Genomic DNA, 13,017 nt, shown 5'->3' with positions numbered 1-13,017 from the left:
GTCAGTCCGTCGTCGTCGTGGTGGTCGTGGTGGGGGAGGAGGAGGCGGCGGGCGCGAGGCGGAGAACGGCCCAGGAGACCGGCGGCAGGGTGATCTCGACGGCATCGGACGCCGCCTGCCGCACCTCGAGGGTCTGCGGCGCGACGCGCTCGGAGCCGGCGGTGTTGACCGCGTGCCGGTCGGCGTCCGCGGGGGCGGTGAGGACGGTCGCCTCCCTCACCTCGAACCCGGCCGAGGGGAGCTGGACTTCGAGCGCGGTCTCGAGCCCCCGGTGGGCGAGCAGGACGGTGACGGCGCCGTCGTCCGCGACGGTCGCGACCGCGTCGAGGTCGGACACCGCGCCGAAGCGCGCCGTCTCCGTCGCCGGTGCCTGCACGTGGACGTCCAGCACGCGTCCGCGGGCGTGTCGTGCGGCGTCCCGGAACGGGAAGAACGTGGTCTGCCGCCAGGCGGGCCCGTTCGGCTCGCACCGGATCGGGGCGATGACGTTCACGAGCTGGGCGAGGTTGGCCATGCTCACCCGGGCGGAGTTGCGGATGAGGGAGATGAGGAGCGAACCCACCACGACGGCATCCGTCACGGTGTACTCGTCCTCGATGAGACGGGGCGCGATCGGCCAGTCGCCGGCGAAGACCGCGTCCTTGTCCTGGGTGTTCCACCGGGTCTGGTTCCAGACGTTCCACTCGTCGACGCTGATGCCGATCTCGCGCGCGATGCCGCGCTCCGCGCGCACCTCGTCGATGATCGCGGCGACGTCGGCGATGTACCGGTCGAGGTGGACACCGGAGGCGAGGAAGCTCGCGGTGTCGCCGTCGTGCTCCTCGTAGTAGGCATGGATGGAGATGTGGTCGACGAGGTCGGCCGTGTGGGCGAGGACGGTGCGCTCCCACGCGCCGAAGGTCGGCATCTCGCGGTTGGAGCTGCCCGCGGCGACGAGCTCGACGGTCGGGTCGTAGAAGCGCATGAGCCGGGCGGACTCGGCCGCGACGCGTCCGTACTCGTCGGCGGTCTTGTGGCCGATCTGCCACGGGCCGTCCATCTCGTTGCCGAGGCACCACAGACGGATGCCGAACGGCTCGGTGCGCCCGTTCGCGGCGCGGCGGTCGCTGAGCGCGGTCCCGCCGGGGTGGTTGGCGTACTCGAGGAGCTGGGCGGCCTCGGCGGGACCGCGGGTGCCGAGGTTCACGGCCTCCATGATCTCGAGGTCGACGCTCTCGGCCCATCGGGCGAATTCGTGGAGGCCCACCAGGTTCGTCTCGGTGCTGTGCCACGCGGCATCCAGGCGCACGGGACGGTCGCCCTGCGGACCGACGCCGTCCTCCCACGCGTACCCCGAGACGAAGTTGCCGCCGGGGTAGCGGGCAACGGTGGCGCCGAGCTCGCGCACGAGGGCGCGCACATCATCGCGGAAGCCGTCCGCATCGGCGGTCGGATGCCCGGGCTCGTAGATCCCCTCGTACACGCAGCGCCCCATGTGCTCCACGAACGTGCCGAACAGGCGGGCCGGGACGGCGGCTCCCGGGGCGTCGAGGGCGATCTGCACGTGGGCGGTGGAGGACATCTGCTGCTTTCCGAATGGCGGGGGAGAAGGGTGAGACGGGCCGGCGCGGACGCCGGCCCGTCTCGGTGGGGGAATTACTGGTTGACCGTGAAGCCCTGGTCGTTCCCGTAGGAGACCAGCTGGTCCTGCCAGGCCTGGAGGCCGCCGTTCAGGTCGCCCTGCGACTGGTACGACTGGCCCACGGTGTCGCCGAAGACGCTGTTCGCGTACACCTGGAAGGGCAGGTACTGCCAGCCCTCGCGGACGGTGGACGACGCCTCGGTGAGGACCTGGTTGATCGCCTGGCCGCCGAAGTACTCCGACTCCTGGTCGACGAACGCGGGGTCGCTCAGCTGCGCGGTGGTCGAGGGGAACCCGCCGCTCTCGGCGAAGATCTGCAGGCTCTCCGGGTCGTTGTTGAGCCACTTGAGGAAGGCCGCGGCCAGGGCCGGGTTCTCGCTCTGGGTGGTCACGGCCTGTCCGCCGCCGCCGTTCTCGGCGGTCACCGGGGTGCCGTCGTAGGTCGGGATGGGGGCGACGCGCCAGTCTCCCGCGGCGTTCGGGACGGAGGACTCGAGCACACCGGGCATCCACGCGCCGATGACGAGCGAGGCGATCGTGCCGTCGCCCAGGCCCGCGAACCACTCGTCGGTCCACGACGGGATGTCGGCGAGGAGGCCCTCGTCGAGCATCGTGCCCCACGTGTCGGCGAAGAGCTGCGAGCCCTCGTCCTGGAGGTCGATCGTGACGTTCGTGCCGTCGGTGGTCTGGAACGGCTGGCCGCCGGCCTGCCAGATCATGCTGGTGGTGAAGCCGGCGTCCCCGGTGTCGGCCGTCATGAACTTCGACGGGTCGGCCTCGTTGAGCGTCCGGGCCGCCTCGATGTACTCGTCCCACGTCGTCGGCACCTCGATGCCGTACTCGTCGAAGACCGTCTGGTTGTAGAACAGCGCCATGGGGCCGGAGTCCTGCGGCAGGCCGTAGATGGCGCCGTCGAAATCGACCGCACCCCACGTGCCCGGGCTGTAGTCGTCCTCGAGGTCGGCGAACCCGTACTGGCTGAGGTCGACGAGCGACTCCGACAGGGCGAACTGGGGGAAGGCGTAGTACTCGATCTGCACGACGTCGGGCGCACCGTCGCCCGCGAGCAGCGCGTTCTGCAGGCGGGTGTACTCCTCGGTGTTGGTGCCGGCGTTGACGTAGTTCACGGTGACGTTCGGGTACGCCTCCTCGAACGCGGCGACCTGGGCCTCGGCCGAGGGGGTCCAGCTCCAGTAGGTGATCTCGCCGCCGGCTTCGAGGGCCGCCTCGAGGTCGTCGGCGCTGCCTCCGCCGCTGTCGCCGTTGCCTCCGGTGCCGCCGCCGGAGCACGCGGCCAGGGATGCGACGGCGACGATCGCCGTCGCGGTCAGAAGGGTGCCGCGCCGCAGCGCGCGCTTGCCTCCGTGTGTCATGTGACTTTCCTTCACTTCGTTGTTGATGGATCCGGTGCTCGTGGCTCCGGGGGAGAGGGAGGTGCAGATGTCAGGCAGGTCCCCTCATCACTGCTTGACGCTTCCGGCGCTGAGCCCGGACTGCCAGAACCGCTGCAGCACCAGGAACGCCAAGACGATGGGGATGATCGACAGGAGCGAGCCGGTGATCACCAGGTTGTAGATCGGCTGCGCGCCGACGCCGGTGGCCTGCGCGTTCCACTGGTTGAGGCCGACCGTGAGCGGGTACCACGCGGGGTCGCTCAGCATGATCAGCGGCAGGAAGTAGTTGTTCCAGGTGGCGACCACCGCGAACAGCAGCACGGTGACGATGCCGGGGGCGAGGAGCCGCAGCGAGATCGTGAAGAACGTGCGGAATTCGCCGGCGCCGTCCATGCGGGCGGCTTCCAGCAGCTCGGTGGGGATCGCATCGGTGGCGAAGACCCAGATGAGGTAGAGCCCGAACGGGCTGATGAGCGACGGGATGATGATCGACCACGGGGTGTTCGTCAGCCCGAGTTCGCTGAAGAGCAGGAAGGTCGGCACCGCGAGCGCGGTACCGGGAACCGCGATCGCGCCGAGGACGACGGCGAAGACGGCTTTGCGCCCGCGGAAGTTGTACTTGGCCATGCCGTAGCCGGCCATCGTCGCGAGGATCGTGGCGCCCCCGGCGCCGACGACGACGTAGAGCAGGGTGTTGCCGAGCCAGCGGAGGAAGATCCCGTCGCGGTACGTCAGCGTCTGCACGATGTTGTCGCCGAGGGCGAACTCGGGGCCGAACCACAGGCCGAAGGTGGTGAAGAGATCGGCCTGCGTCTTGGTGGCGTTGATGATCAGCCAGAACAGCGGCACCAGCGTGTAGAGCAGGTACACGCCCATGACAAGGGTCAGGACGAGGGAGCGCCGCCGGCTGGTGGGGCTGCGTCGGGCGAGGGTCGGCGCACCGTTCGTCCGGGACGGGGAGCGGCGGGTCAGGGCGGGGGCGCTCATCGGGTCTCCTGCCGGGCGCCGCGCAGCTGGACGACGTAGGCGATGATCGCCGTGATGAGGCCCATGATGATCGCGACGGTCGCGGCGTAGTTGTACTGCTGTCCGGCGAAAGACAGGTTGTAGGCGTACATGTTCGGCGTGTAGTACGTCGTGATGACGTTCGGGGCGAGCGGCTTGAGGATGTTCGGCTCGTTGAACAGCTGGAAGCTGCCGATGATCGAGAAGATCGTCGCGATCACGAGCGCGCCGCGAACCGAGGGGATCTTGATCGCGAAGATCGTCCGCCAGGCACCCGCCCCGTCGATGGACGCCGCTTCGTACAGCTCGTTCGGGATCGTCTTCAGCGCCGAATAGAAGATCAGCATGTTGTAGCCGACGAACTGCCACGTGACGATGTTGCCGATCGAGAGCATCATCCACTGCGGGAGGAACGGCTGGACGACATTCGCCCCGAGGAGGTCGTTGAGGTTCGAGGTGAGCCCGAACCGATCGCCGTAGATGTAGCCCCACATGAGCACCGCGACGACGGCGGGGACGGCGTAGGGCAGGAAGATCACGATGCGGTAGAAGCCCGCGGCGTGCAGGCGCGCGCTGTCGATCGCGAGGGCGGCCGCGAGGGCCAGCAGCAGCATGATCGGCACCTGGATGAGCAGGAACAGCAGCACCCGCGTGAAGCCGTCCCAGAAGTTCGGGTCGCTGAGCGCGCGGATGTAGTTGTCGAGACCGACGAACGTGTTCCCCCCGACCAGCTGCTCGCGGAAGAAGCTGAGGTACAGCGAGTACAGCAGGGGCGTCAGGAACACTAGCGCGAACACGATCGCGAACGGGGCGACGAACAGCCAGCCGCGCTCATCGACGCGCAGGCGGCGCCTGCGCGGTGTGCGCAACGCCGGGGGCGGTGTCACGGTGGTCGTCATCGTCCGGTGCCTCTTCTTCGGTGCGGGGGTGCGTTCTCGTCGGGTCGAGAATGTTGACGTCAACATAACGCTCTGTTCGCTACGATGTCAACGTCAACACCGAGGAGATGAGATGACAGAGCTGTCGATCGCCACCGGCGAGACGCGCACGCGTCGCCGCGAGGTGTCCATGGCCGACGTCGCCGCCGCCGCGGGGGTGTCCGGTCAGACCGTCTCCCGCGTGGCCAACGGCCGCACGAATGTCGACCCGGCGACGCGCGAGCGGGTCGTCGCTGCGATGCAGAAGCTCGGCTACCGCCCCAACAGCGCGGCGCGGGCGCTCCGCTCCGGGCGCTTCCGCAACATCGGCGTCATCATGTTCTCGCTGTCCTCCTACGGCAACACCCGGACGCTGGATGCCGTGGCGCGGGTCGCGGACGAGGCCGGGTACTCCCTGACGCTCATCACGGTGGCATCCGCCACGCAGTCCGATGTCGCCGGCGCCTTCGTCCGCCTGAGCGAGCACGCGGTGGACGGCGTCGTCATCCTCATCGAGAAGCATCGACTGGGGGAGGCGGAGATCGAGCTGCCGACGGGGCTTCCCGTCGTCGTCGTGGATTCGCGCGCGGAGTACGTCTATCCGGTGGTCGACAACGATCAGGCTCTGGGCGCACGGCTCGCGACCGAGCACCTTCTGGACCTCGGGCATCAGACCGTCTGGCACATCTCCGGCCCTCTGGAGTCGTACGCCGCCGAACGCCGACGCGTCGCCTGGTGGGAGACCCTGCGCAGTCGCGGGGCGCCGACCCCTGAGGTGCTCGTGGGGGATTGGACGGCGGATGCCGGGCACCGTCTCGGCGCGCGCCTGGCCGCCGATCCCGTCGTGACCGCGATCTTCGCCGCGAACGACCAGATGGCCCTCGGGGTGCTCCGGGCCCTCCACGAGGCGGGCCGCGCGGTGCCGGGCGAGATCAGTGTCGTCGGATTCGACGACACCCCCGAGGCGGCGAACTTCTGGCCCCCGCTCACGACCGTCCGGCAGGACTTCGAGCGGGTCGGCGCCAGCGCGATCCGCTCGCTCCTGGCCGAGATCGAAGGGGAGATCGGTGCCGAGCGCGTCGTCGTGCCGACCGAGTTGATCGTCCGGGAGAGCTCCGGCCCGCGCCGGTGACGAGTCCGCCCTTGATGCGGATCGACCATGTCGCTATCCTGCTTGTTACCGGCAACATGTTGACGTGAACATGATGACGTCAACACCGCCCGTCGTGGATGGGCGGGCCGGCACTCACGCGAGGCCGCAGAGAAGCGGCCGGAAGGATCGATGATGACCCCCACTCGGATGGTGGCCATGGTCTCGGCGGGCGCAGTCGCGCTCTCCGGATTCCTGGCCGTCGGCGCCGTCGCCCCCGCGACCGCCGCTCCCGTGACCGCCGCGGTCGCGGACGATGCCGTGCGCATCGCCCCCAACCCCGCCTACGCCGCCGAACCCTTCGAAGGATGGGGCACGAGCCTGGTGTGGTTCGCCAACGCCACCGGCGACTACCCCGCGGACGTCCGCCAGGCGCTGTTCGACGCCGTCTTCGGCGACGAGGGCCTCAACCTCAACATCGCGCGGTACAACATCGGCGGTGGCAACGCCACCGATGTCCCGGGCTACCTGCGTCCCGGCGGTGCCGTCGACGGCTGGTGGAACCCCGACCTCCCGGCCACGGACGATCAGGGGGTGATCACCTCCACCTATGCCGATCGCGAGCGCTACGCCGCGGCATGGGACGGCTCGAACCCCGCGCACTACGATCTCGACGCCGACGCCACCCAGCGCTGGTGGCTCGATGCGCTGAAGGACAAGGTCACCAAGTGGGAGGCGTTCAGCAACTCCCCTCCCTACTTCCTCACCGAGAGCGGATTCGTCTCCGGCGGCATCAACAACGCCACCTCCGAGCAGCTCGCGACCGATGACATGTCGGCCTTCGCCGACTACCTCGTCACGGTCGTCGAGCACCTCGAGGCCGAGCACGACATCCGATTCGACACGCTGACGCCGTTCAACGAGCCGAACACCAACTACTGGTCGACCCGCATCCCCGCCGGGGAGACCTGGCCGACATCCGCCAGCCGTCAGGAGGGCGCGCACATCGGTCCGCAGCGCCAGGACCAGATGGTCCAGGTGCTCGACGAGCGTCTCCAGCGCGCCGAGACCGACGTGCAGATCTCGGCGATGGACGAGACCAACCCGTCGATCTTCGTGCAGAACTGGAACGCCTACGGCGCGGCATCCCGTGCCGCCGTCGACCAGCTGAACGTGCACACCTACGGCACCGGCGATCGCATGATCGTGCGAGACATCGCCAAGGCCAACGACAAGCCCCTGTGGATGAGCGAGGTCGAGGGCAACTGGGACACCCAGGGCGGCTTCAACCAGACCAACATCGACAACGGGCTCGGCATGGCCACGCGCATCGTCGACGACCTGCGCGAGCTCGAGCCCGAGGCGTGGGTGTTCTGGCAGCCGGTCGAGGACCTCTACAACATGGAGAAGGTCGAGAAGCTCAACTGGGGCAGCGTCTTCATCGACTTCGACTGCAACGCCGAGGGGAACTCCGAGCGCCGTCTCGCCGACGGAGACGCCGACCCGTCGTGCCGCGTGCTGACCAACGCGAAGTTCAACACGGTGCGGAACTTCACTCACCACATCCTCCCGGGCGACCGGCTGATCCCGACGAACGATCCGCGCAGCACCGCGGCGATCCGTCAGGACGGCACCGGAGCCACCGTCGTGCACGTCAACAGCGGCACCGCAGCGCGGACGATCGCGCTCGACCTCTCCGGCTTCGGCGAGATCGCCACGGGTGCGACGGTCACCCCGATCGTGACGACCGAGTCGCCGGCCGACGACGTCACCGCGAACGCTCTGGTCGCGGGCGAGCCGGTGGCGGTCGACGCGGCGACGCAGACGGCGCACCTGACCGTTCCGGCGAAATCCGTCACGACGTTCGTCATCGACGGCGTGAGCGGTGTCAGCGAGGACACGGTCGCCTTCCGCGACGGCGAGACGGTGCAGCTTCTGGGTGTCCAGAGCGGTCGCGCGCTGGCCGCGGAGGGGTCGGGACTGGCGATTCGCACCTCGGCGCAGACGCCTGCGCAGGGGGCCGCGCAGGCGTGGACCGTCCGCTCCCTCGCCGGCGAGGGGACGAACCGTCACCGCTTCGCCCTGCAGAACGGTGACGGTCGCTTCCTCCGGATGGACGGCACCACCCCGACGCTCGTGACCGCCGACCTCGAGGCGGCCCGCGGCGACAGCCGATTCCACTTCCTCGGCTCCACCGCCGACGGGACGACCTTCTCCGTCCTGAGCGCGTCGGCCGAGCGGGTGCTCGACGTCGGCGGCGGCAGCAGCGCGGACGGGGCATCCGTGGGCACCTGGATCTCCAACAACGGCGAGAACCAGCGGTGGCGCATCGCCTCGACGGCGGCGACCGGAGTCGACCCGGTGTTCGCCTCCGCACCCGCCGAGACCGCTCCGGCCCTGCCGGAGACGGTGACGGTGCGCTACGCGGATGGCGCGAGCCGGACCGCAGCGGTGACGTGGGAGCTTCCGGGATCCTGGCCCGCGAACGGTCTCGTCACGGTCTCCGGAACAGGAACCGACGTGTTCGGCGCCGCGTTCGAGGCGACCGCCGAGGTCGAGTTCGGCGCGTACGCGTCGGTGCAGCCGGTGTCGGTGACGACCTTCGCCGGGGCGACCGTGGACGCGGTGCGGGATGCCGCGCCGACGACGGCTCCGGCGGAGATCGCCCTCGGCGGTCCCGGCTACGCCACAGCGGTGGAGTGGGACTTCGGCGGAATCGATTCCTCCGACCTCGCCGAGCCGGGCGTCGTCACGGTGCCCGGAACCGCGGCGTCGAATGTCGCCGGTGCGCCGCGGCTCCCGGCCGTGCTGTCGGTCGTCGTGACCGCGGCCACCGACGCGAACGTCGCTCCGGACTCCACGGCCTCCGCGACGTTCACCGAGAGCGCGTCGTACGCCGTCTCGCGCACCATCAACCGCATCGCCGACGACAAGGGCTGGTCGAACTGGCGGTCGGGTACCAAGAACGCCCAAGACACCCTGACCTACGACCTCGAGAACCGCGAGCAGCTCGAGCGCTTCGTCATCCGCTTCTACCGGGACGGCGGCGCCACCTGGGCGCAGTCGCTGCGGGTCGACCACCGTCTCACCGGCGGTGCGTGGACGACGGGCCCGTCGGTGACGGTGCCGGAGCAGGCATCCGGTGCGCCCGTGATCGAGGTGCCGATGGGCGGCGTCGTGGCGGACGAGGTGCGCGTGGTGCTCACCGCGCGGCCCGCGACGCACATGATCGTCTCGGAGGTCGAGGTCTACGCGGCCCGTCCGTCGGCCTCGTCGGTGGCCGACCTCGCCCGCCTCGCGGTGGGCGGCACGACGGTGGCCGGGCTCGACGACCGCGACGAGTACGAGGTCGTCGTCGACCCGGGCTCGTCGACCGAGCTGACCGCTGTCCCGGTGGACCGTGACGCCCGGGTGTCGATCACCCAGCCGGCCGACGCCGACGGGACGGGCACGGTGCGGGTGACCGCGCCCGACGGGAGCGAGCGGAGCTATCGCGTCATCGTGCGCGAGGAGGCCGTGCTCGACCTCGAGGCGACGGTCGGCACGCGCTGCCTGGCGGGCAAGGTGCTCGTGACGGTGACGGTGCGGAACGCCTCGGATGCGGCGGCGACCGCCGCCATCCGGACCCCGTGGGGGTCGAAGTCGGGCATCGCCCTGGCTCCGGGCAAGGCGAGCAGCCACGCGTTCACGACGCGGGCCTCGTCGATCCCGGACGGTGAGCTGACGGTGACGGGAACGCAGGACGGGGTGGCTCCCTTCTCGGCCACGCTCGTCGTCCCCGCCCGCACCTGCAGCTGACCTGACGATGCCGGCGGCTCCGTGTAGCGCGGAGCCGCCGGCATCACCGCGTCCGGGTGGGCGAGCCCGGGGCAGCCGGGTCGGTTCGGTGTGCGGGGGTCGCGGGCGGTGTGTGGCGCGCGCGGCGCGGGCCGGCGTACCGAACTCCTCAGATCCGGAGGTGTCGGCCACGGATGGCGGAGGTGCCGGCCTCCGCCGCGCGATTCGGAGGAGTTCGGTCCGTGATCCTGCCTCGAGCGCGGCGGCATCTGCGGCGGTCGCCGCGCGGGGTCATCGCGCCGCGTCCGGGCTGGCCACCGGCGCGGGCGCGCCAGGCCGCGTACCGAAATCCTCAGATTCGGGGGTCCAGGCGCCGAGTGGCGGGGTTTCGGGCCTCCCGCCGCGCGAATCGGAGGAGTTCGGTACGCAGCGGGTGGGGGAATCGCGGGAGACTCCGCGCGGGAAGCGCTTTCCCATCCCGGGTCCGGCGAGGCATACTGGGGGGATGACAGGCCGGACCATCGTGATCGCCGTCGATTCGTTCAAGGGGACGATCGGCGCGGCCGCCGCCGGCGCGGCCCTCGCGCGCGGGTGGGCCGCGGCGCGGCCCGATGACGTGGTCCGACTCCTCCCCATGGCCGACGGCGGCGAGGGCACGCTGGACGCGTTCGTCACCGCGGTGCCCGGAGCGCGGCGGATGCCGGTGACCGTGACCGGTCCGGACGGCCGTCCCGTCGCGGCCTCCTGGGTCCTCCTCCCCGGCGACGAGGGTGACGGCACCGACGGCTCCGTCGGCGTCGTCGAGCTCGCGAGCACCAGCGGAATCGAGCTCCTCGGCCCCGATGGCCTCCGCCCGTGGGACGCGCACACCCTCGGCTTCGGCGAGGCGATCGCCGCGGCCCTCGATCACGGCGTCACGCGCCTCGTCCTCGGCATCGGCTCCAGTGCCTCGACCGACGGCGGCACCGGCGCGCTGACCGCCCTCGGCGCGCGCTTCCTCGACGCCGACGACTGCCCGGTCGCCCCGGGCGCCCGCGGCCTCGCCGACATCGCCCGCGCCGATCTCACGGGGCTTCGGCCGCTTCCGCCCGGCGGAGTGACGGTGCTCTCCGACGTCACCCACGGGCTGCTCGGTCCGGCCGGCGCCGCCCACGTCTTCGGCCCGCAGAAGGGTGCCGCCCTCGCGGACCTCCCCCGGATGGATGCCGGGCTCGCGCGCCTGGCCGCGCTCCTCGGCGGTGACCCCGGCGCAGCGGGATCGGGCGCCGCGGGCGGCACCGGCTACGCGCTCCGGACCTGGGGCGCCGAGCTCGTCCCGGGCGCGGCGGCCGTGGCAGACCTCATCGGCCTGGCCGCGGCGCTGGCCGTGGCCGACCTCGTCGTCACCGGCGAGGGGTCGTTCGACGGTCAGTCGGCGGCGGGCAAGGTTCCGACGCACGTCGCGCGACTGGCGACGGATGCCGGGACCCCGGTCGCGCTCGTCGCGGGCCGCATCGCCGACGACGTCACCGACGCCGACCTCGCGGCATTCGCGGCATCCGCGTCGCTCACAGCGCTGGCGGGATCCGCCGCCGCGGCGATGGCCGACCCCGCGCGGTGGCTGGCGGAGGCCGGTACGGTTCTCGCCGCGGGGCCCGCCGCCGCGCCTGCGCTCGCCCCCGCCGCGCCTTCGCTCGCACCCGCATCGCCCGGCCGCCCGCAACCGCTGCGCCCTGAAGCGACCCCGGAGCTCAGCGGCTGAGCGCCGGAACCCGCAAAACGCCGTTCCTGCGGTGCGGGATCGCCGCGAGCGCGTCGTCGCGCAGCACGCCGGGAAGCAGCTCGGTCGGGGCGTCCTGGAAGACGACCGGGCGGAGGAACCGGCGGACCGCCGTCGCTCCGACCGAGGTGTGCAGCGACGTCGTCGCGGGCCAGGGGCCGCCGTGATGCTGCGACCAGCTCACGGCGACACCGGTCGGCCACCCCGCGAACAGCACGCGTCCGGCCCGGCGCTCGAGCACGGCGACGATCCCGGTCACCTCCTCGCCCGCCTCGCTGTGGAGCGTCGCGGTCAGCGACCCGGGTGCCGCCCGCAGCGCGGCGAGGAGGTCCGCCGGCCCGTCGTAGCGGACGAGCAGGGTGACCGGCCCGAAGCACTCCTCCAGCAGCGTGTCGGGGCGCGCGGCGACGGCCGCGGCATCCGTCGCGAGCACGGTCGGCGTCGCAGCCTCCGCACCCCCCGAACCCCCGCGCGCGACGACCTCCACCGACGGATCAGCCTCGAGGTGCGCGAGCCCTTCGGGGAAGGCTGCGGTGATGCGGTCGGTCAGCAACGGACCGCCGGAGACCCGGGCCACGAGCGGCGCGACGAGCTCGGCGAAACCCGCCTCCCGCGGCACGAAGACGACGCCCGGCTTGGTGCAGAACTGTCCGACGCCGAGCGTGAAGGATCCGACGAGTCCTTCCGCGAGGGCGGCACCGCGCGCCGCGATCGCACCCGGGGTCAGCACGACCGGGTTCACACTCCCGAGCTCGCCGTAGAACGGGATCGGGTCGGGGCGCCCTGCTGCCAGGTCGTGGAGCGCGCGCCCGCCCGAGACCGAGCCGGTGAAACCGACCGCCTGGATCGACGGATGCCGCACCAGCGCCTCACCGGCCTCCCGGCCCTCGACGAGGGAGAGCGATCCGTCCGGCGCGCCGGCACCCACGAGCGCGGCGGCGACGATCTCGGCCGTGCGCCGCGACAGGCCGAGGTGCCCCGAGTGCGCCTTGACGATGACGGGATTCCCCGCGGCGAGCGCGGAGGCGGTGTCGCCGCCGGCGACGGAGAAGGCGAAGGGGAAGTTCGACGCCGAGAACACCGCGACCGGACCGACGCCCGTGAGCATCCGGCGCAGCTCCGGGCGCGGAGGCGTGACGCCGGCGTCGGCGTCATCGACGATCGCCTCGAGGTACGACCCCTCCTCGACGACGCCCGCGAACAGGCGGAGCTGCCCGCTCGTCCGCGCGACCTCTCCCCGCAGTCGCGACTCACCGAGCCGTGTCTCGGCGTCGGCGAGCGGGACGAGCTCGTCGGCATGCGCATCGAGCGCGTCGGCCGCGGCGCGGAGCCACGCGGCCCGGCTTCCGGCGCTCGCCGCCCGCCACGCGGGCGCAGCGGCCTCGGCGGCGGCGGCGTGCGCGTCCAGCTCGGCGATCGTGGTGCTCATAGGGGATCCTTTCGAAGCGGAAAGC

Annotated in this window: 8 protein-coding genes; 3 read left to right on the top strand and 5 right to left on the bottom strand. The window is 71.5% G+C overall.

Features of this window, described 5'->3' with window-relative positions; all coding sequences use genetic code 11:
- Window position 1: 1 nt before the first annotated feature.
- The 4 genes from ABXJ56_RS04635 to ABXJ56_RS04620 all read right to left on the bottom strand — a co-directional run bounded on the left by ABXJ56_RS04635 (window position 2) and on the right by ABXJ56_RS04620 (window position 4,919).
- Window positions 2-1,561 (bottom strand): alpha-N-arabinofuranosidase, encoded by a 1,560-nt coding sequence (locus ABXJ56_RS04635; RefSeq protein ID WP_353998548.1) that lies wholly within the window; start codon window positions 1,559-1,561, stop codon window positions 2-4.
- Window positions 1,562-1,635: 74 nt separating this feature from the next.
- Window positions 1,636-2,994, bottom strand: a complete 1,359-nt coding sequence (locus tag ABXJ56_RS04630; protein WP_353998547.1) for an ABC transporter substrate-binding protein — start codon at window positions 2,992-2,994, stop codon at window positions 1,636-1,638.
- A gap of 87 nt (window positions 2,995-3,081) precedes the next feature.
- Window positions 3,082-4,002 (bottom strand): carbohydrate ABC transporter permease, encoded by a 921-nt coding sequence (locus ABXJ56_RS04625; RefSeq protein WP_435404955.1) that lies wholly within the window; start codon window positions 4,000-4,002, stop codon window positions 3,082-3,084.
- Window positions 3,999-4,919, bottom strand: a complete 921-nt coding sequence (locus tag ABXJ56_RS04620; protein ID WP_353998546.1) for a carbohydrate ABC transporter permease — start codon at window positions 4,917-4,919, stop codon at window positions 3,999-4,001. Before ABXJ56_RS04620 ends, ABXJ56_RS04625 begins: the two co-directional genes overlap by 4 nt.
- A gap of 112 nt (window positions 4,920-5,031) precedes the next feature.
- Here ABXJ56_RS04620 and ABXJ56_RS04615 point away from each other — a divergent pair, with 112 nt between their 5' ends.
- The 3 genes from ABXJ56_RS04615 to ABXJ56_RS04605 all read left to right on the top strand — a co-directional run bounded on the left by ABXJ56_RS04615 (window position 5,032) and on the right by ABXJ56_RS04605 (window position 11,545).
- The gene (locus tag ABXJ56_RS04615) at window positions 5,032-6,069 is read left to right on the top strand and encodes a LacI family DNA-binding transcriptional regulator (RefSeq protein ID WP_353998545.1); all 1,038 of its coding nucleotides are present in this window, start codon (window positions 5,032-5,034) and stop codon (window positions 6,067-6,069) included.
- Between the two features lie 153 nt (window positions 6,070-6,222).
- Window positions 6,223-9,825, top strand: a complete 3,603-nt coding sequence (locus ABXJ56_RS04610; protein ID WP_353998544.1) for a glycoside hydrolase — start codon at window positions 6,223-6,225, stop codon at window positions 9,823-9,825.
- 484 nt (window positions 9,826-10,309) lie between these two features.
- Entirely contained in the window at window positions 10,310-11,545 is a 1,236-nt protein-coding gene (locus ABXJ56_RS04605) for a glycerate kinase (protein ID WP_353998543.1), read from the top strand.
- Here ABXJ56_RS04605 and ABXJ56_RS04600 read toward each other — a convergent pair.
- Entirely contained in the window at window positions 11,535-12,992 is a 1,458-nt protein-coding gene (locus tag ABXJ56_RS04600) for an aldehyde dehydrogenase (NADP(+)) (protein WP_353998542.1), read from the bottom strand. The two genes, ABXJ56_RS04605 and ABXJ56_RS04600, sit on opposite strands and share 11 nt — an antisense overlap.
- Between the last annotated feature and the right edge of the window lie 25 nt (window positions 12,993-13,017).

Source organism: Microbacterium aurantiacum, from assembly GCF_040532595.1.
Lineage (GTDB): Bacteria > Actinomycetota > Actinomycetes > Actinomycetales > Microbacteriaceae > Microbacterium > Microbacterium chocolatum_B.
The sequence above is the reverse complement of the archived record's forward strand: the minus strand, read 5'-3'. Positions and strand labels throughout refer to the sequence as shown.